The 25,034-nt window shown below is 38.2% G+C and carries 23 protein-coding genes; 16 read left to right on the top strand and 7 right to left on the bottom strand.

The features are described 5' to 3' along the window. The first annotated feature begins 1 nt into the window (after position 1). Genes QNH24_RS19250 through QNH24_RS19240 form a run of 3 tightly spaced genes read left to right on the top strand, consistent with a single transcriptional unit; the run spans position 2 to position 1,982 of the window. The gene (locus tag QNH24_RS19250) at positions 2-706 is read left to right on the top strand and encodes an amino acid ABC transporter permease (RefSeq protein WP_283869113.1); all 705 of its coding nucleotides are present in this window, start codon (positions 2-4) and stop codon (positions 704-706) included. Between the two features lie 12 nt (positions 707-718). Next, positions 719-1,426 carry an amino acid ABC transporter permease gene (locus QNH24_RS19245; RefSeq protein WP_283869112.1) on the top strand — a complete coding sequence of 236 codons (708 nt, stop codon included), beginning with the start codon at positions 719-721 and terminating at the stop codon, positions 1,424-1,426. 43 nt (positions 1,427-1,469) lie between these two features. Beyond that, entirely contained in the window at positions 1,470-1,982 is a 513-nt protein-coding gene (locus QNH24_RS19240; RefSeq protein WP_283869111.1) for a GNAT family N-acetyltransferase, read from the top strand. A 231-nt stretch (positions 1,983-2,213) separates the two neighbouring features. Here QNH24_RS19240 and QNH24_RS19235 read toward each other — a convergent pair whose 3' ends face one another. Beyond that, the gene (locus QNH24_RS19235) at positions 2,214-3,593 is read right to left on the bottom strand and encodes an FAD-binding oxidoreductase (RefSeq protein WP_283869110.1); all 1,380 of its coding nucleotides are present in this window, start codon (positions 3,591-3,593) and stop codon (positions 2,214-2,216) included. Positions 3,594-3,806: 213 nt separating this feature from the next. Next, complete coding sequence (gene sspI / locus QNH24_RS19230) at positions 3,807-4,016, bottom strand: small acid-soluble spore protein SspI (RefSeq protein WP_283869109.1); 210 nt, start codon at positions 4,014-4,016, stop codon at positions 3,807-3,809. Positions 4,017-4,226: 210 nt separating this feature from the next. Here sspI and QNH24_RS19225 point away from each other — a divergent pair, with 210 nt between their 5' ends. Both QNH24_RS19225 and QNH24_RS19220 read left to right on the top strand, forming a co-directional pair. Beyond that, complete coding sequence (locus QNH24_RS19225; RefSeq protein ID WP_283869108.1) at positions 4,227-4,766, top strand: RNA polymerase sigma factor; 540 nt, start codon at positions 4,227-4,229, stop codon at positions 4,764-4,766. 202 nt (positions 4,767-4,968) lie between these two features. Next, positions 4,969-7,128, top strand: a complete 2,160-nt coding sequence (locus tag QNH24_RS19220) for a bifunctional diguanylate cyclase/phosphodiesterase (RefSeq protein ID WP_283869107.1) — start codon at positions 4,969-4,971, stop codon at positions 7,126-7,128. Positions 7,129-7,372: 244 nt separating this feature from the next. Here the strand turns inward: QNH24_RS19220 and QNH24_RS19215 are convergent, their stop codons facing one another. The 3 genes from QNH24_RS19215 to QNH24_RS19205 form a co-directional block, all read right to left on the bottom strand. After that, positions 7,373-7,564 (bottom strand): H-type small acid-soluble spore protein, encoded by a 192-nt coding sequence (locus QNH24_RS19215; protein ID WP_054770918.1) that lies wholly within the window; start codon positions 7,562-7,564, stop codon positions 7,373-7,375. A gap of 12 nt (positions 7,565-7,576) precedes the next feature. Beyond that, entirely contained in the window at positions 7,577-7,738 is a 162-nt protein-coding gene (locus tag QNH24_RS19210) for a YfhD family protein (RefSeq protein WP_283869106.1), read from the bottom strand. A gap of 152 nt (positions 7,739-7,890) precedes the next feature. Then, positions 7,891-9,306: a LysM peptidoglycan-binding domain-containing protein gene (locus tag QNH24_RS19205; RefSeq protein ID WP_283869105.1), complete on the bottom strand. Its 1,416-nt coding sequence runs from the start codon at positions 9,304-9,306 to the stop codon at positions 7,891-7,893. A gap of 189 nt (positions 9,307-9,495) precedes the next feature. Between QNH24_RS19205 and QNH24_RS19200 the strand changes: the two genes are divergently transcribed. Together QNH24_RS19200 and QNH24_RS19195 are read left to right on the top strand one after the other, a co-directional pair. Further along, entirely contained in the window at positions 9,496-10,845 is a 1,350-nt protein-coding gene (locus tag QNH24_RS19200; RefSeq protein WP_283869104.1) for an FAD-binding oxidoreductase, read from the top strand. Between the two features lie 3 nt (positions 10,846-10,848). Continuing rightward, positions 10,849-11,097 carry a diguanylate cyclase domain-containing protein gene (locus QNH24_RS19195; protein ID WP_283869103.1) on the top strand — a complete coding sequence of 83 codons (249 nt, stop codon included), beginning with the start codon at positions 10,849-10,851 and terminating at the stop codon, positions 11,095-11,097. A gap of 68 nt (positions 11,098-11,165) precedes the next feature. On the opposite strand, the gene QNH24_RS19190 is transcribed toward QNH24_RS19195, so the two are convergent. Continuing rightward, a complete protein-coding gene (locus QNH24_RS19190; RefSeq protein WP_283869102.1) occupies positions 11,166-11,561 on the bottom strand; it encodes a (deoxy)nucleoside triphosphate pyrophosphohydrolase in 396 nt (131 codons plus the stop codon). A 180-nt stretch (positions 11,562-11,741) separates the two neighbouring features. Here QNH24_RS19190 and QNH24_RS19185 point away from each other — a divergent pair, with 180 nt between their 5' ends. The 3 genes from QNH24_RS19185 to pheT all read left to right on the top strand — a co-directional run bounded on the left by QNH24_RS19185 (position 11,742) and on the right by pheT (position 16,566). Further along, positions 11,742-12,506, top strand: a complete 765-nt coding sequence (locus tag QNH24_RS19185; protein ID WP_283869101.1) for a TrmH family RNA methyltransferase — start codon at positions 11,742-11,744, stop codon at positions 12,504-12,506. A gap of 590 nt (positions 12,507-13,096) precedes the next feature. Then, entirely contained in the window at positions 13,097-14,134 is a 1,038-nt protein-coding gene (gene pheS / locus QNH24_RS19180; RefSeq protein WP_283869100.1) for a phenylalanine--tRNA ligase subunit alpha, read from the top strand. A 14-nt stretch (positions 14,135-14,148) separates the two neighbouring features. After that, positions 14,149-16,566, top strand: a complete 2,418-nt coding sequence (gene pheT / locus QNH24_RS19175) for a phenylalanine--tRNA ligase subunit beta (RefSeq protein WP_283869099.1) — start codon at positions 14,149-14,151, stop codon at positions 16,564-16,566. Between the two features lie 393 nt (positions 16,567-16,959). Here pheT and rnhC read toward each other — a convergent pair whose 3' ends face one another. Beyond that, positions 16,960-17,883 carry a ribonuclease HIII gene (gene rnhC, locus QNH24_RS19170; RefSeq protein ID WP_283869098.1) on the bottom strand — a complete coding sequence of 308 codons (924 nt, stop codon included), beginning with the start codon at positions 17,881-17,883 and terminating at the stop codon, positions 16,960-16,962. Positions 17,884-18,018: 135 nt separating this feature from the next. On the opposite strand from rnhC, the gene zapA reads away from it, so the two are divergent. From zapA to QNH24_RS19140, 6 genes are all read left to right on the top strand, one after another. Further along, the gene (gene zapA / locus QNH24_RS19165; protein ID WP_054770921.1) at positions 18,019-18,279 is read left to right on the top strand and encodes a cell division protein ZapA; all 261 of its coding nucleotides are present in this window, start codon (positions 18,019-18,021) and stop codon (positions 18,277-18,279) included. A gap of 5 nt (positions 18,280-18,284) precedes the next feature. Next, complete coding sequence (locus QNH24_RS19160; protein WP_054770922.1) at positions 18,285-18,824, top strand: CvpA family protein; 540 nt, start codon at positions 18,285-18,287, stop codon at positions 18,822-18,824. Positions 18,825-18,883: 59 nt separating this feature from the next. Next, positions 18,884-20,593, top strand: coding sequence for a DNA polymerase/3'-5' exonuclease PolX (polX, locus tag QNH24_RS19155; RefSeq protein ID WP_283869097.1), 1,710 nt, complete (start codon positions 18,884-18,886; stop codon positions 20,591-20,593). An 18-nt stretch (positions 20,594-20,611) separates the two neighbouring features. Beyond that, a complete protein-coding gene (locus QNH24_RS19150) occupies positions 20,612-22,978 on the top strand; it encodes an endonuclease MutS2 (RefSeq protein WP_283869096.1) in 2,367 nt (788 codons plus the stop codon). A 21-nt stretch (positions 22,979-22,999) separates the two neighbouring features. Further along, entirely contained in the window at positions 23,000-23,413 is a 414-nt protein-coding gene (locus QNH24_RS19145) for a DUF350 domain-containing protein (RefSeq protein ID WP_010860124.1), read from the top strand. 601 nt (positions 23,414-24,014) lie between these two features. Further along, entirely contained in the window at positions 24,015-24,965 is a 951-nt protein-coding gene (locus QNH24_RS19140; protein ID WP_283869095.1) for a nuclease-related domain-containing protein, read from the top strand. Positions 24,966-25,034: the final 69 nt, after the last annotated feature.

Genomic DNA, 25,034 nt, shown 5'->3' with positions numbered 1-25,034 from the left:
TATGGCAAATGACTTTGACTTCGTGCTTATAGCAAAAATACTTCCAATATTACTTCAGTATTTACCAGTAACATTTGAAATTTTAGTGTTCTCTATTCTTTTTGGCATACTGCTTGGTATAGGTATTGCTTTACCAAAGCTACTCCATATCAATGTTTTGAGACAAATAATAACAATCTATATTTCGTTTATTCGTGGTACACCGATATTAGTACAATTATTTTTAGTGTTTTATGGCATACCTGCATTATTAATGATTGTGCATATTGATGTAACAAGAATGGATGCCATGTATTTTGTCATTATTACCTACACGTTAAGTAATGCTGCTGCATTTGCAGAAATTTTTAGAGCCTCGATTTTAACGGTGGATCGAGGGCAAATCGAGGCTGCATATTCAGTAGGTTTAAACGGTACACAGGCCTTTGTGCGGATTGTATTTCCCCAGGCTCTTCGTGTTGCCTTTCCCAATCTAGCGAACACGATGATTAGCTCCTTAAAAGATACGTCTCTTGCATTTTCAATTGGTGTCATGGATATGGTTGGGAGAGGAGAAACACTTATTGCCTCTACCACAAGAGCGCTAGAAATTTATTTGGCACTATCAATTGTCTATTATGTCATTGTGATGCTGCTAGAGAGGGTTTTTAAGAGTAATGAGCGCTATCTTAATCGCTATATGCCAAAGGAAGCTGTATCTAGCTAGGAGGTAAAAGTTATGACCATAGATTTTGCATTTATTTTCGAAGCTTTTAAAGAAATTAGTAAGGTATTGCCGTTAACCTTGTTTATGACAATTACACCTGTCCTATTGGGTATAATCATCGGTGTTATTGTTGCCTTTGTTCGAATCCAGCAAACTAAATTTTTCACACCGTTGTTAAATTTTTATGTATCTTTTTTTAGAGGTACACCCATTATTATGCATATAATGCTTGTTTATTTTGGGGTACCTTTCATAGTGGATGTCCTTGCGAAAGCATTAAAGTTAAATGTTCAATCCAGCTCTATTCCTATAATATTTTTTGTTTTACTTGCTTTGACATTGAGTGCAGGTGCCTATGCCTCCGAAATAATTCGATCAGGGATTTTAAGTGTGCCTAAGGGGCAGCTAGAGGCAGCTTATGCAGTTGGTTTAACATTTTCTCAGGCGATGCGACGGTATATATTACCTCAGGCATTTAGTAAATCAATTCCTAATTTTACGAATGTTTTTATAGGCTTTTTACATGCCACATCGCTAGCTTTTTTTCTTTCAGTGAAAGAATTAACAGGTGTAGCGAATATTGTTGCCTCTAAAAATTTAAAATTTTTGGAGGCATTTATCGCTGTGGGTATTATCTATTGGGGCGTTTCAGCCATCGTTGAATGGCTTGCCCATCGCCTTGAAAAAAAAGTGACTGCCTATAATAAGGGCGGCATTTGACGAAATACTTATGGTTCGACAAAAAAAGAAAGGGGAATAAACAATGGCAGTAGTGGAAATAGTGATTGAGCAATTGAAAGAGGAAGACCATGCACGTTATTTAGAGGTTCTTGTAGAGAGCTATTCACAATATGAGAAAGAATATAATAACCCAGAGGATTGGGCTTCCTATTTAAGTGCTATTCGTGCATCCGTAGGTAATCCTGATGCAGCAACAATTTTAGTGGCAAAGCAGGGGGATGAAATTTTAGGGGGGCTCCAGCTATTTACGGATTCAGAAAAGGCCTATGGTTTGCCAGAGCTTAGTATACATTCTACTATTGTACGTTTACTTGGCGTGCATCCTAAGGGAAGGGGATTAGGCATTGCGAAAAAATTACTACAAGAAAGCTTTGCCTTCGCACGCGCTCGTCAGGATCAAGCTTTATATTTACATTCGGGCGATATCATGCAGGTTGCCATCAATCTTTACTTATCATTAGGCTTTGTACGTGATGAATCTAAGGATTTTCGCAAGGGAGATATTCTTGTAAAAGGTTTCCGTTATGATTTATAAAATAAAGTAATTAAGTGGCTTTATGATTATTGACGTGGCATAGCGGTACTCTGCTTCAATACTTTTTAAGGCAACTACTCTCAAGGAATTGCTCATCACCTTACACACGTTTTGCTACTTTACCTATGACATTTTACAGATAAGGTGCTGTGCCTAGTTTTTAAGGGGAAGATCCCTATAAAAAACTAAACGATCCCGTCTTAATGACGAGATCGTGTTTTTTTTGCAAGATTACATAGTAAAAATTTTTCCTGGGTTCATAATATTATGGGGGTCAAGGGCTGCCTTTATGCTTTTCATCACTAATAGGGATGTACCATGCTCCGTTGATTGATATTTCATTTTGCCAATTCCAACTCCATGCTCACCTGTACATGTTCCACCTCGCAGTAAGGCGTATTGCACAATATGTTCATTAAAGCGGTCTGCTTGTGCGCGTTCGACAGAATCATTTGGATCAAGCATAAGCAATGCATGAAAGTTACCATCTCCGACATGGCCAACAATACCACCTGCTAGCCCAACGTCTTCAAGTTGCTCACGCGCATATAAAATGGTTTCAGCTAGTTTTGAAATGGGTACACATACATCAGTCGACATCAGCTTTTTCCCAGGATAAGCATGAATATATGCATAGGCTAAGGAATGGCGAGCCTGCCAGAGCCTATTGCGTGCTGCTGTATCATGCTCGAATTCAACTGAAAGACAATCGAAATCCTTGAAAATTTCTGTTGCAAAATCTATGTCAGCATGCATCCCAGCTTCGTTACCGTGGAATTCTAAAAATAATGTAGGTTTTTCTTCATAAGAAGTTTCATTATAAATATTTGCCTGTTTAATAGAGGCTTCATCTACCAGCTCAACACGGCCAATTGAAATCCCGACCTGTAATAATGCAGTTACTGCACTAACAGCATCGCCAACTGTTGCAAAAACTGCACGCCCTGCAGTTACAAATTCAGGAATTCCATAGACTTTTAATGTTAATTCTGTAAAGCAGCCAAGTGTACCCTCTGAGCCAACAAATAAGCTATTTAAATGATAACCAGAAGATGATTTAGCGGCTAGGCTCCCTGTATGAATAACCGAGCCATCCGCTAGTACAACCTCTAAATCACGAACTTGATCACGCATAACCCCATAGCGTACTGCGGTTGTCCCGCTAGCATTGGTAGCAGCCATACCACCTAATGTTGCATCAGCACCAGGATCGACTGTGAATTGGAGTCCATGTTTTTTTAATTCTTTATTCAATTGATCACGAGTTACACCCGGCTGTACTTTTACCAATAGGTCGTCTGGTCGAATGTCTAAAATAGCATTCATTTCAGAGAAATCGATAGAAATACCATTGGCAATGGGAATTGCATTTCCTTCTAAGCTTGAACCAACTCCAAAAGGTACGACTGGTACACGTTCCGCATGCGCGATTTTCAAGATGGCACTGACATCTGCTGTGGAACGGGGAAAGACAACGATATCTGGTAAGCTCATTGCATGATGAGACTCGTCCTTCCCATGAAGCTGTCGCACTGTTTCGTTTGTCGATACTTGTTCTTCTAATAAAGCCTCTTTTAGTTGATTGATGATTAATTCTACAGCAACAGTCATTCCAATCCCTCCAAATTTTCTGATAAGTAAAACTTTATCATGCATTTCTTGGAAATGGAATGAAATGTTTAGTAATTTTGCCCTGATGTTGTTGTAGCTACCGTCCAAACTCTGTGAGCCAATCACCCTTTAAAAGAATTTAGAAAATCTTTGTTCCTCTATACCTTTGAGTGTTTGGTCACTAAACCGCATCGCCTACATTGTTTACTGAAATCAGTGAGCAAATGCTTTTTCTAGCTTTTGTACAAATGCATCCTGCTCAGCAGGACTAGATTGCTGCCACCACTTTTCGAAAAATACACCAAGCCCTGGTAATAAATGCTCTTCCCCACGACTGATCGCATCTTCAACAATGTCTTTAAATTCAGCCGCTGTTTGACCATGTACGTTTGTTGTGATCGCATCCCGTATTTGAAAATTCATGTATTTCGCCTCCTTAGTGATAATTTGTCCAGCCTTTGAAGAAATATGTATAGAAGGACACATAAAGATATGATTTTTTATTATTTTATAGCGATTCTGAATAAATTTTAGTATGGATTTATACAAAATTTCTGATCATATCGACAAAAAGGGTATTCGCCACGTTCGTAGTATAATAAGTAAGATAAAGGCACCTAGGAATAAAGGACTGTGCATAGTCGTAAGGAAAATGGGATGCCGCAATGTAATAAGCTATCTCCTGAACAGTCATTTGAAGAAGTATTAGAAAAAGTCCAGCCAATGATAACATCGATTTTTTTAAAGCTTCATATTTATAAAGATTATGATTATTATCGTCATCTTGCTTCGATAGCAGTATGGGAGGCTTGGTGTAAAGTAAATCCATTGAAAGGTAAATTTTCGGCTTATATTTATACAACTGTTAAGGGAGAGCTGATGAAGGAGCTGACAAAAGAGGTGACATTTGAAGAACTGCATGCACCTATGGATGATGAAACTATAAATTACGTTAGAGGTTTTGAAATAAATCCAAAAAGCCCTATGCTTTTAGAAACTTTATTGGCTGAATTAAAGGAGGAAGAAAGAGCTATCTTACTACTTTATTATGTAGAAGGTTATACTTATGAGGAGATCGCACAAGTATTACATTTATCAGTATCAGCCATAAAAAAGAGGCGTACTAGAATCATGACAAAACTACGTGAGCTAAGGTCCTCTATAGTAAAATAAAGGGATAAAATAGCAAAAGTATGCTAATATCTAAATACACAGAATATTAGCATACTTTCAATACTTGCATACAACTTCCAAGAAAAATGCTATGATTTGTAAGAAGTCAAAAAAATATACAATTTTTAAAATGATATTTTCAATAGGTAGATAAATTTACCTATACAATTTATAGATATATACTTAGTATGGAGGGTTTGGATTGGAAAATTGGTTTAATCATTTAGAAATTGAAAAGAAGGAGTTTTGGTATATAGTATTACCGTTATTGCTAGTTGTACCCCTATTAGGTTTTAGTAATCAGGTATATGGTATTTTTAAGGAAGAAAGTTATCTTTATTTGAATTTAGTTATAAAAATACTCATTATTGTTTTTACAATGGCAATTGCCATTCAATCTTGGCTTGTTTTTTCACATCTCCCATCAAATCAAACATTATACATAGGTAATTTGTTTTTTATCACCGCATTATTGGAATTAGTTAGTTTAGTTATTCATCAAAACTATTCCGTTCATTCGCACTATGCGGTAATGAGTATACATATCATAATGCGTTTATGCTTGGCTATTGGCTTTTTATTTATTATTGTAAAGCCAAAACAAAATATAGCGATGAAATATCGTTATTATACATATGGAAGTTCCTTAATATTAGTATTACTTACCCTTTTTCTAGTTTATTTATCTTCAAGGCAATTACTGTTTGAGAATCAGTTGAATAAAATAAATGATCTTGTTTTTTTATTGTCTGCGGTTTTTCAGATTGTCACAATAATAATTCTAAGTAAATATTTTGAGAAAATACCAAAACGTGTAATGTGGCTTATTTGTGCGGCCATCTATTTAATTTTTAGTGATATTTTCTTTGTTATCAGTAAGGATTGGCAATCAATTTGGGGATTTTCAGCACTTATTTATCAATTTTTTGCTTTCTATTTTTTCTTAAAGGCCATTTATTATACAACTGTGGAAAAACCTTATCAGCAGCTTTTGAAAATCAAGCAGGATTTGGAGCATTCACAGCAGGAGCTTCATTTTCAAGCCTACCATGATGATATTACACAGCTTCCAAATGAGCACTTATTATTGAAAACCTTAAAGGAAAGCTTACATGCAAATAACTATCAAAAGGCAATTATAGCCATCGAAATTGATCGATTAGCAGCAATTCGTGCATCAATAGGGATTAGCTATTCCAATAAGATGATGAAGCTTGTTGCTGAAAGGATACAAGCAATATTACCGCCTTATTATTTTGCAACAAAACTTAATGAAGGCCAATTTATTATTTATATTAATCATGTCAAAACAAGAGAAGAGCTATTACAATTCTGTTTAAATTTAAGAAATGTGATGAAAAAGCCCTTACAGGTACAGTTATTTTCACTTAATGGAAATCTTAATATAGGTATTGCCCTGCATGAAGAAGATTGTACGGGTGAAGAACTTCTAATGCATGCACAATTAGCAATGAGAGAAGCGAGTCAGCTCCCTCAAAGATGTTTATTTTATAAACCTTATATGTCTAACGGAGTTACAGATCGTATTCTAATTGAGCAAGATTTACATAAGGCACTGGCTAATCAGGAATTTTATTTGGATTTTCAACCACAGGTAAATTTAAAAACGGGTAAAATTGAATCTGTAGAAGCACTTGTACGTTGGCGTCATCCATCACGTGGGTTTGTGGCTCCAGATCAGTTTATATCAATTGCTGAGGAATCAGGTCTTATCATTCCGTTGGGAAAATGGATTTTAGAAACCGCCTGTGCTCAAGCTAAAGCTTGGGAGGAGCAAGGATTACCGCCTATGAAGGTAGCCGTAAATCTTTCGCTTGGACAATTGTTCCAGCAGGATTTAGTACAGATGGTACAGGAAATTTTACAGCGTACACGATTAGAACCAAAGCATTTACAATTAGAAATCACGGAAAGTATGACGATGAATATCGATCAAATGACACAGCTGCTGTATGAATTAAAGGCATTAGGGATTCAAATTGCTGTGGATGATTTTGGGACTGGCTATTCTTCACTTTCTTATTTAAAGGATTTTCCGATTGATTGCTTAAAAATTGACCGCGCATTTGTTCGAAATATTCAGCATAATCCAAATGATGAAGCACTTGTGTCCATGATTTTATCAATGGCCAAGCATTTGCGACTGAAGGTTGTTGCAGAGGGAATTGAGGAAGTCGAGCAGCTTGCGTTCCTTATTAATGGAGATTGCGATTATATCCAGGGATACTTATTCAGTAAGCCGATTTCAGCAGAACAAATCTCTAATAACTTTAAGGAATTACACAGACATGCTTTAGAAATCTTAACACAATTTACATATGTAGAAGACTACATTATTTAGAGGTAAAGATATTACAATGAGTACAGTAATAATTGGCTAGTCTCGTTTTAGTGTTACTCCTATTTTGGCATTTTAAAAAATTCGCTACAATTTAAAAAGGAAAAATAAAGATAGAATACTTCCACTTCTATAACGTATATCCAATTTAGTGGGGTGCACAAATAAAATAAAGCCCCAGCACCATGTCACGGATTTTGATGAGGCTCGAAAAAATCCGAACGCAATGATGCTGGGGTATAATTGATTAATGCATCAGATACTCTTCCTTTAATTCTCCTATATCCACCTCTGATCGCTCCTCTAAAGAACGCCGTAAATGAACAGTTGCTGTTTTTCCATCGTCATGAAGCTTATCAATCCAGATAGATACGCCATTATAACTGACTTCATATTCTAATGGTGAGGCGACTATTTCTTGTGCACGTTTAAAATCCACTTGAAGTCCCCCTTATTTTTTTGATTTACCTTCTTTGGTAACGGAATGAATAAGTTCCATAAACTCTTTTGAAAATTCTTCACTCACTTTGTTGGGCGCTATTTTTTGGTTTTTTGGCGTTTGAGGTAAAGATCCTTTGTTGGCGCTTTGTCCTTGTTTATTGTCTCTTCCCATGATTGTTTCTCCTTTCGTTTTTGATATTTCTTAATATGGCTTTTGAATCGAATTTTTATCAAGGGGAAATCTAGGGAACAGAAAAAATTTAATGTAAAACAGTTACGAATTATTTTTGGAGAAATCGTTAACCTTAAAAGAAACAAGCGTTTTTATAGCGAGACCTTTTTTATGGAAAAGTCATTATTTAATAGCACCCAATTTTGTGGGAAAGGGAAACCTAATGCCCAATAGCTAATTCCTCTAAGGTTATAGTGTCGCACCATATCAAACTTAGCTTGTGCACTTCGAGCATCTTCAAACCAAACTTCGTGTTGCTTCCCATGTTCATCAACATAACGAAAATATGGTGACTGTGCAACTAGATCATATTGAATGGTTGCACCATATTTTATTGCCCGATTAACAGCTTCTTGAGAACTGAATGTTTCTGCTTCTTGTCCTTTTACATGTGGTAAAAGCCAATCACGAGCATAAAGTTCGAAGCCTAAAAGTATTTTCTCAGCAGGCATAGCAGTTAAAGCATATTCAACAACTTTCCTCATTTCATTAATTGGAGATATTGCTTGTGGTGGGCCAAGCCGATACCCCCATTCATAGGTCATCAATACTACAAAATCTGCAATCTTCCCATGTGCTTCATAATCGTGAGCCTCATACAGTGTTCCTACCTGTGCTGCGCTTGTTTTAGGTGCAAGTGCTGAAGATACTAGATAGCCATACGGATGTAGACGGTCAGCAGCGAGTTGAAGAAAGGCAGTATAATTTTCTCGATCTGCTGGAAGGACGTATTCAAAATCAATATTTAAAACTTTATAGCCCTTCTCCTGCATTACTTGTAGAGTATTTGTAATCACTTTTTCACGTAATGCTGCGCTTGATAAAATAATATGTGATAAGTTAGAGCCTGTTTCAGTAGAAGTTAGGTTTGTAAGGGTTAGCATAGGTGTAATGTTTTTTGCATTGGCAGCTGCAATCATTTCTTGATCATCGGGCGGCTCTAAAGTTCCATCCTCCTTTATTATATAAGCAAAAGGACTAAAATAAGTAAGAAGATGGCCAATGGCATTTATAGATTGAACAGCTTCTTTTGGCTTTTCATACGTATAGGCGTTCACCTCAATTAAAGGCTTTGCTCTTGGGATGATTAAGTGTGTACCTACATAAATCAAATTTGGATTTGAAATGCCATTTTCAACAGCAATGGCTTGAACAGTCGTACTATATTGATAAGCAATTTGGGATAACGTTTCTCCAGGTTGGACGATATGAATAACGGGTGGAATTACTAATTGAGTGCCAGGCGTTAACAAATCAGGATTAGTTAAATGATTAACAGAGATAATAGATTGAATTGATACGTTGTATTGTTGTGCAATCGACCATAGAGTATCTCCTCTTTTCACTGTATGAGTTGTATAGGGAGAGGGAATAACGAGTGATTGTCCGATTACTAATTGGTCTGGATTAGATAACCCATTTAATTGAATAATCTCCTGAATAGGTACAAAATAGTGATTTGCAATTTGCCACAGTGTTTCACCAGCACTCACCACATGTATTATCATTGGACACCTCCAAAGTAGTTTTCATATTGCATCATATGTATTAAGGAAGAAAATGAGTATTTTTCTGAAGAGCCTTCTATTTCTGTGGATTCAACGACGCATAATAAATATTTTATTGTTCATATTCTTTCCAATCAATATGCATAGGATAGAGCATATGCATTCATTATTTGAGAAAGGAGCTGGCTTTTGAAAAAAGTAAAGCTCACTGGAAGAATTGTTACCCCTGATGATCCGGGATATGAACAGGCAAGAACAAATAATAATTTGAATAATCCGAAATATCCCAGTGTAATTGTGTTTTGTCAAGATACAAAGGATGTTATAAATGCATTAAACTGGGCAAGGGAAAATAATGAACCATTTCGAATAAGAAGTGGCAGGCATAGCTATGAAAATTATTCATTATTAAATAAAGGTCTTGTTATTGATATTAGTGACATGAATGACATTCAACTCAATCTTCAGGAAATGACAGTGAAAATTGAAGCAGGGGCAAATCTTGGGAGCGTTTATCGTGTATTAGGAGAACAAGGTGTAACAATACCTGCCGGAACCGAAAGTAGTGTAGGCGTCGTGGGCTTAACACTTGGTGGAGGAATTGGGATGCTATCTCGTCCATTTGGGTTAACATGTGACAATTTGATTGAAATTGAGATGGTGGGTGTAAGTGGTCATGAAGGAGCAACAGTCATTCAAGCAAACAGACAGAAAAACAGTGATTTATTGTGGGTTAGCTGTGGAGGTGGAGGTGGCAATTTTGGTATCGTAACTGCACTTACCTTTAAGCTACATCCAATTAATGATGTTGCTATTTTTTCTATTACATGGGGTTGGGAGGATTTTGAACGTGCCTTTGATGCATGGCAAAAATGGGCACCATATACAGATGAACGCTTAACGTCCCAGATTGAGCTTAAATCAAAGGAGATAGGTGAGATTGTTGCGCAAGGAGAGTTCGTCGGTTCTGCTTCAGAATTAAAGAAATTACTACGGCCTTTAAGGAAAACAGGAGCACCCAGAAATGTTTGGATAAAGGAAGTCCCATATTTAAAGGCTGTAGAATTTTTTGATATTCCAAGTGGCAACCAGCCAGCCCTTCGTAAAAGATCTGGTTCTTTTATTGAAAGACCATTTCCACATGCTGCCATTGTACAAATGAAAGAATTCTTGGCTAAACCACCAAATAGAAATACAACGATATGGCAGCAATCTTTGGGAGGCGCTGTAGGTCAAGTTGCACCCAATCGTACAGCTTATTATTATAGAAATGCTTTAATGGCACAGGAGTACAATACATCTTGGAAAAAACCTAAAGAAGAAGAGAAAAACATTCGATGGGTGGAAAATGTCAGACGGGCTTTGTCTCCTTATACTACTGGGGATTATGTCAATTTCCCTGATCGCTTTATTAAAGATTGGCTGACTGCTTATTATGGCCGAAATATTCGTAGATTAAGAGAGGTAAAGTCAAAATACGATCCGTTGAATGTGTTTCATTTTCCTCAAAGCATCCCACCTAATCGAAAATGGCTTTAGGTAGTGAATCAATTACGCCCCAGCGTAATTGTAGCTGCCGCTACGCCAAAAGCTATTGCAGAACAATTGCGACAAGCTGTAGAACAAGCAAAGTGGCAAACTGGGCGAATTACAGTGAGTGTCGGTATTGCCTCTGCTATCAAAACGGATAATGAGACTATTATTTTACAAAGAGCTGATAAGGCCCTATATGCCTCTAAGGAAAATGGTCGAAACCGCATTACACACAGTATAGATTTAACAAGTATTTAGAGAGGAGTAAAGGGGATGTTTATGAACAAGATGGCGATTAAGAAAATTACTTAATTGCCATCTTTTCGTTATTTTTCTGCTAGCAATTTTTTTATGGAAGGGATGTCCGCTGGAGCGAAGTTTAATTCTAACAGCTGGTGTCGAGCTACCCATCTGATTTCAGTATGTTCTAAAGCAAGTGGTTCTCCGCTAATTATTGAGGCTTTAAATGTCTCTAGGCGCACAATGAATTCTTTATATTCATATGTGGTATCTTCTACTTTTTCGTTCACCTCTATAGAACAATTAAATTCCTCTAATATTTCACGGGCCAATGCCTGCTTCGACGATTCCCCTACTTCTATTTTACCGCCGGGAAATTCCCAGTAGTTAGCGAGTACCATGTGAGGATTTCGTAATGCACAAAAGATTTCATTCTTGTCATTTTCAATAATTGCGCCCACTACGTGTATATGTTTTTTCATTTTCTTCATCCTAAAATTTTTTATATGAAATATTGTAGATTATAACATGTAGTTTTAAATTTTTGTTACTTAAAATAAAAGCTGTCTCTATTAAAAACAGAGTTTCCATGACGATGTAAATTGTTATTTTCTACTGTATAATAAAAATCAGTAAATAGGAAAAGGGCGGTACGAGGTACGATGAAAAGAATTGAATCTACGCAAAATGCATTAGTGAAATACTGGAAGAAGCTAGCGACGACACGTAAAGAGCGTGAACGTTCTGGAGAATTTATAGTCGAAGGATTCCATTTAGTAGAGGAAGCATTAAAAAATAAAGAGCAGGTATTGCAGCTTATTGTGCGTGAAGGTGTAGATTTACCAATGCTTTGGCCAATTGACGATATTGCCATCATTGAAGTGACTGGAGCTGTTGCGAAGGAGTTTGCTGAAACGGAGACCTCACAAGGAGTATTTGCTGTTTGTAAGCAACCTTTACTAAAGGAAGATGTAATGGCTTTATGGCGTAAGGTATTACTGATTGATGCTGTACAAGATCCTGGAAATATAGGAACGATGATTCGTACGGCAGATGCTGCGGGCTTGGATGCAGTTATATTAGGCAAAGGCTGTGCAGATATGTATAATCCTAAAACACTTCGTTCTGCACAGGGCTCACATTTTCACATTCCAGTACTTAGAGGTGAGTTGGAGGATTGGATAGAGCAGCTACAGGAAAATGGTGTACCTGTATTTGGAACGGCCTTAGATGAAGATGCGGTTATCTACAGCGATATTCAGCATACAGGTGCTTTTGCCATCATGATGGGCAATGAAGGCAGCGGCATCCATCCACAATTGCTTGCTATGGCCGATCAAAATATTATAATTCCTATTTTTGGACAGGCAGAATCATTAAATGTAGCGGTGGCAACAGGAATTGTATTATATGGTTTTGTTAAATAACGGATAGAACTATCAAACTGATGGATAGAATAACAAAAGTGAAGGATAGATTGCTTAAATCGATGGATGCGTTGTCATAATGAAGGGTTCAAAAACTTTTGAATCATTAGTATCCTCAATAATGGAAAGATGCCCCTTGATTTGCATGAGCATAGTATTGTATAATCACTTTTAAATTGTAAACTTGAATATGAAAATGCTTTGACCGGGAAGTAGTAAAGATTGTGAATGGACGACAGGGAGCGTAGGCCGGAGATTGAGAGCCAGCGCCGAACCAATGCAGTTTTGAATTCAGCCCGCGAGCAGCTACCAGGACCAGCAAAATGCTGTAAAGGTAAGCCGGCTTTAATCTAGTCGTTATGTCAATGAAGTGATTGCTTGGCGTTTGCCTTGCAATAACTAGGGTGGTACCGCGAATATGTCCTCGTCCCTTTTTTAGGGGCGAGTTTTTTTATGCCATTAAAAAGCTGGCATTTATCCTGTAGCGGAAGTGAAACATGGTATAGGACAATTCAGAATCTGTAGTGAAGGCAAAGCGATAACTTCAAAAATGCCAAAGAGAAATTGATTTGAACAAGGAGGATTTACACATGGAAGAGCAATTAAAGCAATTAGAGCAAGAAGCACTTGCTAAAATTGAAGCAGCTTCAACTTTAAAAGAGTTAAATGATGTGCGTGTAGCATATCTGGGAAAAAAAGGACCTATCACTGATTTATTAAAAGGGATGGGGAAATTATCGGCAGAGGAACGCCCTAAAATGGGTGCCTTAGTGAATACAGTGCGTGAAAAGGTAACAGCTGTTTTAGAGGAAAAGGCAACTGTGCTTGAGGAAGCGGCAATTGCTGAAAAATTAGCAAGTGAGTCGATCGATGTCACATTACCAGGCCGAGAAATTAAAGTAGGAAACCGTCATCCATTGACACGTGTCATTGAAGAAATTGAAGATTTATTTATCGGTATGGGCTATGAAATTGCAGAAGGTCCTGAAGTTGAGAAGGATTACTATAACTTTGAAGCACTAAACCTACCGAAGGGGCATCCTGCTCGTGATATGCAAGATTCGTTCTATATTTCCGAGGAAATATTGTTACGTACACATACATCTCCAGTGCAAGCTCGCACAATGGAAGAGAAAAAAGGTGAGTCCATTCGTATTATTTGCCCAGGTAAAGTATTCCGCCGCGACAACGATGATGCTACACACTCACACCAGTTCATGCAAATTGAAGGATTAGTGATTGGCGAAAATATTCGCATGAGCGACCTTAAAGGTACTTTAGATACTTTAGCGAAGAAAATGTTTGGTGCTGATCGCGAAATCCGCTTACGTCCAAGTTTCTTCCCATTCACAGAGCCATCTGTTGAAATGGATATTTCTTGCTTTAAATGTGGTGGTTCAGGCTGTAATGTATGTAAAGGTACAGGCTGGATTGAAATTTTAGGTGCTGGTATGGTACATCCAAATGTGCTTGAAATGGCTGGCTATGATCCCAAAAAAGTTTCAGGCTTTGCATTTGGTATCGGTGCAGAACGTATTGCGATGTTAAAATATGGTGTCGACGATATTCGTCATTTCTACACAAGTGATACACGTTTCTTATCACAATTCGAGCGAACAGAGGCGTAAGGGAGGATTAAAAAATGTTAGTTTCATTAGAATGGTTAAAAGATTATGTAAGTACACAGAATTTAGTGCCTGAGCAGTTAGCGGAAAAAATTACGCGCTCTGGAATTGAGGTAGATGCAGTAATTGATCGTGTTAACGGAATGGATAAAGTTGTAGTGGGCTATGTCGTATCAAAAGAAAAACACCCTGAAGCGGATAAATTAAATATTTGCCAAGTGGATGTTGGCGAAGCAGAGCTACAACAAATTATTTGCGGCGCACCAAATGTTGATGCGGGACAAAAAGTTATTGTGGCTCGTCCAGGTGCACATTTACCAGGTGGCATTAAAATAAAAAAAGCGAAACTTCGTGGACATGAATCAAATGGTATGATTTGTTCGTTGCAAGAGCTAGGAATCGAAGGGAAGCTTGTTCCTAAAGCATATTCTGAGGGGATTTATGTACTTCCTGCTGATGCTGAAATTGGTTCAGATGCCCTTGCTATTTTAGGTTTACGAGATACAGTACTAGAGCTAGGTTTAACACCAAATCGATCAGATGCACTGTCAATGCTAGGTGTGGCATATGAAGTTGGTGCAATTCTTTCAGAAGAAGTGGAGTATCCAGAAATTTCCTATAACACATCTACTGAAAAAGCGGAAGACAAGTTAAAGCTTCGAGTAGAAGATTTGCAAGCAAACCCAATGTACGTTGCTAAAGTTGTGAAAAATGTAAAAATTGCAGAATCACCAATGTGGCTACAAAATCGTTTAATGGCTGCGGGTGTTCGTCCACACAATAATGTTGTGGATATAACGAACTACATTTTAATGGAATACGGTCAACCGCTTCATGCCTTTGACTATGATAGCCTTGCAACAGGTGAAATCGTTGTCCGTAAAGCAACAGAGGGTGAACAAATTACAACTTTAGATGACCAAGAACGTACATTAAAAGCGACTGATTTAGTGATTACTAATGGTAAGGAACCAGTAGCTATTGCAGGTGTAATGGGTGGTGCAAATTCTGAGGTAATAGAGTCTACTACAACAGTTGTTATTGAATCTGCTTATTTCGATGGCTTAACTGTACGCCAAACTTCACGTCGTCTTGGCTTGCGCTCAGATGCTTCTGCTCGTTTCGAAAAGGGTGTTGACCCTAACCGTGTGTTACCAGCAGCAGAACGTGCAGCAGCTTTATTAGCTGAACTTGCTGGTGGGGAAGTGTTGGAAGGCACATGTCTTGTCGATGAACTGGATAAAACACCAGCTCGTGTTGTTGTGTCCCCAGACTTTATTAATGAGCGTTTAGGAATGAAAATTTCTTTAGAGGATATGCTTTCTATTTTAGAACGTCTGAAATTCAGTGTAGAGGCAGCGAACGGCTTGTTAATAATTGATGCGCCAACGCGTCGTCAAGATATTAAAATTGAAGAGGATATCGTTGAGGAAATTGCTCGTTTATTTGGTTATGATGAAATCCCGATGACATTACCAGAGGGTGCTACGCAAGTAGGTGGTTTAACACCATATCAAGCACATCGTCGTGTAGTTCGTAATTTTATGGAGGGAGCAGGGCTTTATCAGGCTGTAACCTATTCATTAACATCTGAGGCACTGTCACAGCGCTTTGCATTGAAGGCTGAGCCAGTCACTCGCTTGCTAATGCCTATGAGTGAAGAACGTTCAACTTTACGTCAGAGTCTAATTCCACATTTAATTGAAGCAGCAGCTTATAATGTAGCGCGTCAAGCTGAAAGCGTGGCACTTTATGAGGTTGGTTCTGTGTTTCTTGGTCAACTAGAAGAAGGGCAGCCATATGAGGAAGAGCATGTAGCAGCAGTTTTAACAGGAAAATGGTTAGATCATGCTTGGCAGGGTGAGAAAAAAGCAGTTGACTTCTTTGTCTTAAAAGGCATTGTAGAGGGCGTTATTGGTAAGCTTGGTTTAGAAAATCGCATTTCATTCGTGCAAGCACAAGTCGATGGCTTGCATCCAGGACGCACAGCTAACATTCTTTTAGATGGTGAGCAAGTTGGCATTATTGGTGGTTTACATCCCGCAGAGCAAAAAGCGTGGGGTGTTAAAGACACATATGTCATGGAAATGAATTTAGTAGCATTATTAAATGCCACTGAACAAGAAGAACCGCTTGCCTACACATCGGTGCCACGCTTCCCAGCAATGTCTCGTGATATCGCTTTAATCATGAATCGCGCTACAACTGCAGGAGAAGTCATCACAGCTATCCGTTCAGCTGGCGTAAAATTATTGAAAGACGTTCGTGTATTTGATGTTTACGAAGGTGAAAAAATGGAGCCAGATAAAAAATCTGTTGCATTCTCACTCACTTACCTTGACCCAGAGCGTACTTTAACAGATGAAGAAGTTGTTGCAGCACATAACAAAGTGCTAAAAGCTATTGCAACAATTGAAGGTACAGAAGTACGTTAATATTATTATTTAGGAAGACTGTCTTACGGGGCAGTCTTTTTTTATCTTCATTCAGCAAATGTTTCTTGTATCGAAAGCATAGCGGCAGCCGCAGATACAGAACTCCCATCTCTACAGGTGGTGAGATGAATGCGGTTTTGGTTCCTTATCAGTGGGTGTCCAAACATCTACTGGAATAGTGGAACTCAGTCTACGCTTCCGCACAAAACACATCATGTTGCTGCCGCTGCGTTAGCACTACGCTTTCGCACAAAAAAACAACATGTTGCTGCCGCTGCGTTAACACTACGCTTTCGCACAAAAAACATCTGTTGGCCTAAATCCCCTTGCGGATGATCAGGATGCATTGTTTATCTGTAGCGGCAGCTACAATTACGCCAAGACGAAAATGATTTAAATCATTTTCCTTGCTTTTTCGGTATTTGCAAAATGCCATTTCGTTATAGTGCGTAAAAAATTCTCACCTTGACCACGCCAAATACGTGCTGCTAAAGCATCTACTTTTGCAGAAGCTCCCTTTAATAATTCGATTCCAGCAAGTTCACTAAGTCGATCCATTTCCTTTAAGAAAGCTGCGCGAGCTAATATTGAGGCTGTTGCGACTGAAACATGCAATTGCTCAGCTTTTGTTGAAAAAAGCACATTCTCTCGGACAATTTCTCGCTCATTCTTTAAATAATTATAGTATACGCCTCGTTCAGCAAACTGATCGATTAAAATATGCTGTGGTTTTTCTGGTGCCATTTTCACTAGAGTATTGTTAAGTGCTTTATTGTGCATCATTGCCTTCATTTTTCCCTGTGAATAGCCCTTTGCCTGTAAATCATTATACTTCTCATTCCGCAGTATAAGTACACTATTGACACAGGCAGCACGTAAATCTGGCGCTATTTTACGCATATAGTCATCTGTTAGCATTTTTGAATCTTTTACCCCAAGCTCATTGACAAGCTCAATCTTCGATGAAGGAACATAAACAGCTGCTACAGTAATTGGACCGAAATAATCGCCAGTGCCAGTTTCATCAGAGCCGAGCACTGACATTGTAGCAAAGCCATCAGGCAAAACATCTCCCTTTGCACCTATGGCTGAAGCTTTTGGCGGACTAGGGATGCTACTGCCCCAGCGAGCAGCTTCTCGTTCAGCTCCTCCCCCTTGAAACATTAATTTACCTGATTTGTACATGGTGATTGCCGTATCTGGAAGCTTTGCGGCAAAGATAACACCAGGTGCCTTTCGCTCTACATAATGGTTTGCATAGAAGGCCATCACTTCTTTTTGTATATTTGGTGATATTGATAGCACAATATTTGACATTTAATCGTCCCTTTCTGTCCTCATTGTTCACAATTTTATATCTTTCATGGTATGATAATAAATAGCTTTTTTGTGTGATTCTGTTCACAACTAAAAAAATCGTGAACATAAAGATTAAAAAAGGAGGGTGCGACTATGGAAAATCAAGAAAAGAATAAAATTTCTGTGGAAATATATGGTCACACATATAAAATGGTCGGCTCTGAATCCATTGGACATATGCGACTTGTCGCTTCAATTGTTGATGACCGTATGCGCGAAATGAATTTACATAACCCCTCACTTGATAGTACAAAACTAGCTGTTCTAACAGCAGTAAATACTGTTCACGATTATTTACTATTAAAAGAGCAGATGGAGCAACTAGAAGAAGAATTGAAAAAATTAAAGGGTTGAAGTGAATGCTAGATTTAATCATATTGGCGGTGCTATTAGCTGGACTTATTATTGGTGCAAAACGAGGTTTCATCGTTCAGATGATGCATATCGTCAGCTTTATAGTTGCCATCATTGTTGCGTATATTTATTATAAGCCATTAGCACAAAAATTTGTGTTTTGGATTCCATATCCAGGTGTAACAGATTCAGGTAGTCTTGGCGTAGTCATAGATAGTCTGGATTTAGACAGCACATTTTACCGTGTCATTGCCTTCGCTGTTATTTTCTTCGCTGTGAAAATTTCCTTGCAAATTATTGCGTCAATTTTCGATTTTATAGCGTATTTACCAGTGTTAAATACTTTAAATCGTTGGCTTGGAGCATTGTTTGGCATGATTGAAAACTATTTAATTATGTTTATTTTGCTATACATTCTTGCTTTATTGCCAGTTGATTTTATTCAAGGGTTAATATCGAAGTCATTGATAAGTGGTCTTATTTTGGAGCATACACCAATTATTACAAAGATGTTTCAAAACTGGTGGTATATTTATATGCAATAGTAAACTTTGCACTTCTCTCGGCTGTGAGAGAAGTGTTTTTACGATAGGAGGAACTTCTGTTGAACAAAAAGACAATTATTCGAACACTTGAAAAAATCGCATTATATATTGAATTACAGGGGGAAAATCCATTTAAAGTATCAGCCTTTCGAAAAGCAGCTGCGGCTCTTGAGGGAGACGAACGCTCATTAAGTGAGATGGAGGATGTAACGAAACTTAAAGGAATTGGTAAAGGAACTGCCGCTGTCATTGAAGATTTAATGACAACTGGACAATCAAGTCTATTAAAGGAATTAGAAGAAGTTGTTCCTAAAGGCTTACTACCATTATTAAAATTACCTGGATTAGGTGGGAAAAAAATAGCCAAGCTTCATCAAGAGTTAGGAATTGATTCTGCGGAAAGCCTAAAGGCAGCATGTGAGGCATGTAAAGTTCGTGAGCTAGCAGGCTTTGCAGCGAAAACAGAAGAAAAAATATTAAAGGAGCTTGCCAATTTAGCTAATCGTTCAGAACGTTTACCAATATGGCAACTGGAGCCTGTTGTTTTACAAATAGAAGCACTTCTAGGTAGTATGAAGGAAGTGGAGCGTTTTTCAGTTGCTGGAAGCTTCCGTCGGGCTGCGGAAACAAGTAAGGATATTGATTTTATTGTTGTAACTGAAGCAGTTGGGGCTGTTCGTGAGCAACTGCTGAATAAGCTTTCGATACAGGAAGTGGTAGCAGCTGGTGATACGAAAATTTCTGTCATATTAGATTTAGATGAGCCAATAAGTGTGGATTTCCGTTTAGTAAAAGATGCGGAATATGCAACTGCCTTACATCATTTTACAGGCTCTAAGGATCATAATGTTCGTATGCGTCAAATTGCAAAAGCACGTGGTGAGAAGATTAGTGAATATGGTGTTGAGCAGGAAGACGGGAACGTATTGACCTTTAAAGATGAAGCAGCGTTTTTTGCCCATTTTGATTTACCGTTTATCCCTCCAAGTCTACGCACTGGTACAACGGAGTTTGACAAAAGCAAGGATATTCACACTTTAGTGAAACTAGAGGATATCAAGGCAGATTTGCATATGCATACGACATGGTCAGATGGAGCCTATTCTGTGGCAGAAATGGGCAAGGCTTTAATCGCACGAGGTTATCAATATAGCGTTATAACGGACCATTCGCAATTTTTAAAGGTAGCAAATGGTTTAACGCCTGAACGTTTAATAAAGCAACGTGCTGAAATTGAAGCATTTAATAAGGCACATTCGGAATTTCATTTATATGCAGGAACAGAAATGGATATTTTGCCAGATGGGACGCTTGATTTTGAAGATGAAGTATTAAAAGAGTTAGATTTTGTGATTGCCTCTATCCATTCTAGCTTTACACAGTCTCAGGAAAAAATAATGGCACGTTTACTAACGGCGATGCAAAATCCATATGTGCATATGATTGCGCATCCTACAGGTCGAATTATTGAGGACCGTCAAGGTTATAATCCCGATATGGAACAATTAATTGCTTGGGCGAAGGAGTATGGTAAAATTTTAGAGTTAAATGCCAATCCATATCGACTTGATTTATGTGTAGAGCATTTAGAAATGGCCATGGTAGCTGGTGTGCCTGTAGCCATTAATACCGATGCCCATGATATTACTCATTTACGTTTTATGGATATAGGGGTTCGTTATGCAAACAAAGCATGGTTGAAAAAGGATATGATTGTGAATACATGGACGCGGGAACAATTTGAGGCGTTTATTCGACGAAATAAATAGGTTGAGGAGGTGTTCTCAGTGATCGCAGAACGCGCATTGAAAACACTAGAATATGATAAAGTACGTCAGCAAGTGGCTACATACTGTACTTCATCTATTGGCAAAACGGCTATTGATGAGCTTGTACCACAGACAGACTATGAGAAAGTTGTACAATTATTAGAGGAAATGGATGAAGGACTTTCCATTTTACGTGTAAAAAGCAATGTACCGATGGGTGGAATTTTTGATGTACGCCCTGCCGCAAGACGTGCACAAATCGGTGGTATGCTTTCAGCGATGGAATTGATGGAAGTTTCAAGTACAATTCGTGCTAGCAGAATTCTTCGCAATTTCATTGAGGATATTGAATCAGAAGCAGTGATTGAGATTCCTCATTTCATCACTAAAAAGGAGGCAATGCCTGTTTTAACTGGCTTGCAGCACGAAATTAACAATTGTATTGATGACAATGGTTCAGTGTTAGATTCAGCAAGTCAAACTTTACGTTCCATTCGCCAATCTTTGCGTGCAGAGGAGGCTAAGGTTCGTTCAAAGCTTGAAAGCCTTATACGTGGCAGTAATGCTGCAAAAATGCTGTCAGATGCACTTGTAACGATTCGGAATGATCGCTTCGTTATTCCTGTTAAACAGGAGTATCGTCATCATTATGGTGGAATTGTGCATGATCAATCGTCTTCGGGGCAAACATTATTCATCGAGCCAGATTCGGTTGTACAAGCAAATAATGAGATTCATCGACTAAAAATGAAGGAGCAAGCTGAAATTGAACGCATTTTACTTGCTTTAAGTGCTATGGTAGAGGAAGTAGCCCCTGATTTATTTAATTTAGTGAAAGTACTTGGTGAGATAGACGTTATTTTAGCAAAGGGGAAATATGGGCAAGCAAACAAATGTACAATGCCAAAAATGAATAACGACGGTTATATTCGCCTAGTACGAGCACGTCATCCACTTTTACCGATTGACACTGCAGTTGCCAATGATATTGAATTCGGCAAAGACATTACGGCAATTGTTATTACAGGACCAAACACTGGTGGGAAAACTGTAACGTTAAAAACAGTTGGATTATGTACATTGATGGCACAGGCTGGATTACCTGTACCTGCTCTAGACGGTTCAGAATTAGCAGTTTTCAAGCAGTTATTTGCAGATATTGGTGATGAACAGTCTATTGAGCAATCACTATCAACGTTCTCCTCACATATGGTTAATATTGTAGACATTTTACAAAAGTTTGATCATGAGTCACTAGTGCTCTTCGATGAACTAGGTGCTGGGACAGATCCACAGGAGGGTGCAGCTCTTGCTATTTCTATTTTAGATGAAGTACATGGAAGAGGAGCTCGTGTGATGGCAACGACTCACTATCCAGAATTAAAAGCTTATGGGTATAATCGTCCTGGCGTTGCCAATGCAAGTGTGGAGTTTGATATTGAAACTTTGAGTCCAACTTACCGTCTACTTATTGGTGTTCCAGGTCGCTCCAATGCATTTGAAATTTCAAGCCGTCTTGGCCTACCAGAATCTATAATAGATAGAGCGAAAGGCTTTACAGGCACAGATCGTCATGAAGTGGAGTCAATGATTGCTTCACTTGAGGAGACACGACGCCAATCCGAGGATGATGCAGAGCGATCTCATGAATTACTGATGGAATCCGAAGCCTTACGCAAAGACCTGCAGGATAAGCTACAGGCTTATGAGGAGCGTAAAGAGGCACTCGATAAAAAAGCGAAGGAAAAGGCTCGTAAAATTATCGATGAGGCGAAGAGAGAAGCTGAATCAATCATAGCTGAATTGCGTGAAATGCGTAAAAATGCGGACCAGGTCGTGAAGGAGCATGAGCTTATTGAGGCTCGTAAACGCTTAGAAGATGCGACGCCTCTAGATAACAATAAGGTGCTAAAGAAAGCAGCTCAAGTCAAGGCTCGCGCTCAAAACCTAGTTGTCGGAGATGAGGTAAAGGTGTTAAGCTATGGTCAACGGGGTACTTTGCTGGAAAAAGTGTCTGATTCTGAATGGGTTGTGCAAATGGGCATTTTGAAAATGAAAATTTCGGATAGTGACCTTGAATACATCAAGCCGGAAAAAGAGCCCTTGCAACGTATTGCAGGTGTTAAAAACCGAAATAGCCATGTGAAATTAGAATTAGATCTACGTGGTGAACGTTTCGAGGATGCTATTTTACGTACAGAAAAATATATTGATGATGCTCTACTAGCTAATTATGGGCGTGTTTCGATTATTCACGGTGTTGGTACAGGTGCATTGCGTCAGGGAATTCAAAACTATTTGAAAAAGCATAAGCGTGTAAAATCCTTCCGTTTTGGTGAAGCCGGTGAGGGTGGCTTTGGAGTCACGGTTGTGGAATTGAAATAAGCAGTAAAGGGGACGGAGAAAATGCTGAATTCTAGCTTTTGGCGATATCCGATTATCGAAACGGCAGGATATTTTAGTGTTGTTGTGTTATGTTTAGTCGTCTCGATGGCATTGTTCGAAGTCGTTACGAAATATAAAAATTGGGAAGAAATAAAAAATGGCAATGTTGCTGTAGCACTTGCAACTGGAGGGAAAATTTTGGGGATTTGCAATATTTTCCGCTATTCCATTGCTCGACACAGCACATTAAGCGAAATGATTGGCTGGGGTCTTTTTGGCTTTACATTACTGATTGTGGCGTATTTTTTATTTGAATTTATGACTCCACGCTTTAATGTAGATCAAGAAATTGCGAATGATAATCGCTCAGTCGGCTTTATTTCCTTCACCATTTCAGTAGGTCTATCGTTTGTGATTGGGGCAAGTATTGCATAGGAGTGTCATGACATGGAAAAATTAGCAAAAATTCTAATCGTTGTCTGCATCGCATTTTTAGCAGTCGGTGTCTACTATATGATGACCCTTTAAACAAGAAAACGCATCCTGTTTGTGAGGATGCGTTTTTGTTATATTTAAAGGTGGCATACAGAAAAAATTGCTCAGCTTGAGAGTGGAATTGCTCGGGTAGGGTCAAGAAGTGTTCAGATAAAGTAAGAAGGCGCTCGGGTATGGTCGAGAAGCGCTCAGGTAGGGTCAAGAAGTGCTCAGATAGAGTAAGAAATCGCTCGGGTAGGGTCAAGAAGTGCTCAGATAGAGTAAAAAGTCGCTCGGATAGGATCAAGAACAGCTCCGGTAGAGTAAAAAGTCGCTCAGGTAGGGTCAAGAACGGCTCCGGTAGAGTAAAAAGTCGCTCAGGTATGGACAAGAACCGCTTCGGTCCATTGTAAAATTAACAGGGGAGGGTCAAATATCCACAAATTTTCTTAATTTTATTCTTTTAAGCAAATTTAAGGTGATTAAATTTTTAATTTAAAAAAAGCTATTTGCAAAGAGGATAAAACTTGCTATAGTCTAAGCAAAAAGAAAGGGAAATTTCATGATATTAAAACCATTTGAACAAGCAGCAATGCTACCAGGGTTACGTGCAATGATTCATCGTTTGGACTCAAGTCATCCGCTACATATAAAAGTTTCCAAAGAATTACAGCAATTAGAAGCAGGGGATTTTGGTGAACAATGTATAATAAGTGAATTGCAAAAGCTATCACAGACACTGGAAATCTATGTTTTACATAATATTACCTTGTTTGAGCCTGTTCCTATTCAGCTTGATGTTGTAGTTATTACTCCTTATGATGTAGTTGTGATTGAAAGTAAAAATATTCGTGGGAGGATTGAATTGAAGCATCACCCGAGACAGATGGTTCGTATATTAGAAAATGGTGACAAACATATTTTTAATCACCCAGAAATTCAACTCGAGGAATATATTTATGGATTAATTTCCTTTTTTAAGCAGTTTGAGGTCCAAATAGCAGTGACAGGAATTATTGTTTTTCCTTTTAATAATGCTGAAATTTATTATGAACAAGGAAAGTTTCCGGTTTTAATGAGGCGTGAATTGTCTTATTTTCTAAGACAGCATTTAAATGAAAATAAATCCAAAGGAACGATTCCAAAATCTAAAATAGCAAATCTCTTATTAAAGCATCATCGTGCTTTTCAACCTTCCCCATTATGTTCCTACTACAAAATTGATCCCAAAGCTCTTCAACAGGGGATATTCTGCAGACATTGTAATCAATCAAAAGTAATCCGGCAAAAGTATAGTTGGTTTTGTCCAACTTGCAACATGTATGACAAATTCGCACATCATCAAGCATTGCAGGATTTTTGTTTATTGATTGATGAGAAAATTAATACTCAAACTGCACGCTATTTTTTAGCATTATCAAATCGACATCTTACAAAAAGAGTGCTACAGGAATTTTCTAAGAAAAAAGAAGGATGTAATAATAAGACATTCTATTATTTAAAGGGCAATTAAAAAATCCTAGCTTAGGTGAGGTAAAAATCAGAAGAGAATCGGATACTACTCAGACAAGGAGAGAAAGCA

It is taken from the genome of Lysinibacillus pakistanensis, from assembly GCF_030123245.1.
GTDB classification, from domain to species: domain Bacteria; phylum Bacillota; class Bacilli; order Bacillales_A; family Planococcaceae; genus Lysinibacillus; species Lysinibacillus pakistanensis.
The sequence above is the reverse complement of the archived record's forward strand: the minus strand, read 5'-3'. Positions and strand labels throughout refer to the sequence as shown.

What these genes read in the sequence shown, in the direction of transcription:
- QNH24_RS19210 (WP_283869106.1), bottom strand. Translation starts at nt 7,738, where the DNA reads ATGGGAAGAGACAATAAACAAGGACAAAGCGCCAACAAAGGATCTTTA.
- QNH24_RS19160 (WP_054770922.1), top strand. Translation starts at nt 18,285, where the DNA reads ATGCTAGATTTAATCATATTGGCGGTGCTATTAGCTGGACTTATTATT.
- QNH24_RS19235 (WP_283869110.1), bottom strand. Translation starts at nt 3,593, where the DNA reads ATGACTGTTGCTGTAGAATTAATCATCAATCAACTAAAAGAGGCTTTA.
- zapA (WP_054770921.1), top strand. Translation starts at nt 18,019, where the DNA reads ATGGAAAATCAAGAAAAGAATAAAATTTCTGTGGAAATATATGGTCAC.
- QNH24_RS19240 (WP_283869111.1), top strand. Translation starts at nt 1,470, where the DNA reads ATGGCAGTAGTGGAAATAGTGATTGAGCAATTGAAAGAGGAAGACCAT.
- QNH24_RS19140 (WP_283869095.1), top strand. Translation starts at nt 24,015, where the DNA reads ATGATATTAAAACCATTTGAACAAGCAGCAATGCTACCAGGGTTACGT.
- sspI (WP_283869109.1), bottom strand. Translation starts at nt 4,016, where the DNA reads ATGAATTTTCAAATACGGGATGCGATCACAACAAACGTACATGGTCAA.
- QNH24_RS19185 (WP_283869101.1), top strand. Translation starts at nt 11,742, where the DNA reads ATGAAAAGAATTGAATCTACGCAAAATGCATTAGTGAAATACTGGAAG.
- QNH24_RS19245 (WP_283869112.1), top strand. Translation starts at nt 719, where the DNA reads ATGACCATAGATTTTGCATTTATTTTCGAAGCTTTTAAAGAAATTAGT.
- pheT (WP_283869099.1), top strand. Translation starts at nt 14,149, where the DNA reads ATGTTAGTTTCATTAGAATGGTTAAAAGATTATGTAAGTACACAGAAT.
- QNH24_RS19190 (WP_283869102.1), bottom strand. Translation starts at nt 11,561, where the DNA reads ATGAAAAAACATATACACGTAGTGGGCGCAATTATTGAAAATGACAAG.
- QNH24_RS19250 (WP_283869113.1), top strand. Translation starts at nt 2, where the DNA reads ATGGCAAATGACTTTGACTTCGTGCTTATAGCAAAAATACTTCCAATA.
- pheS (WP_283869100.1), top strand. Translation starts at nt 13,097, where the DNA reads ATGGAAGAGCAATTAAAGCAATTAGAGCAAGAAGCACTTGCTAAAATT.
- QNH24_RS19205 (WP_283869105.1), bottom strand. Translation starts at nt 9,306, where the DNA reads ATGATAATACATGTGGTGAGTGCTGGTGAAACACTGTGGCAAATTGCA.
- rnhC (WP_283869098.1), bottom strand. Translation starts at nt 17,883, where the DNA reads ATGTCAAATATTGTGCTATCAATATCACCAAATATACAAAAAGAAGTG.
- QNH24_RS19145 (WP_010860124.1), top strand. Translation starts at nt 23,000, where the DNA reads ATGCTGAATTCTAGCTTTTGGCGATATCCGATTATCGAAACGGCAGGA.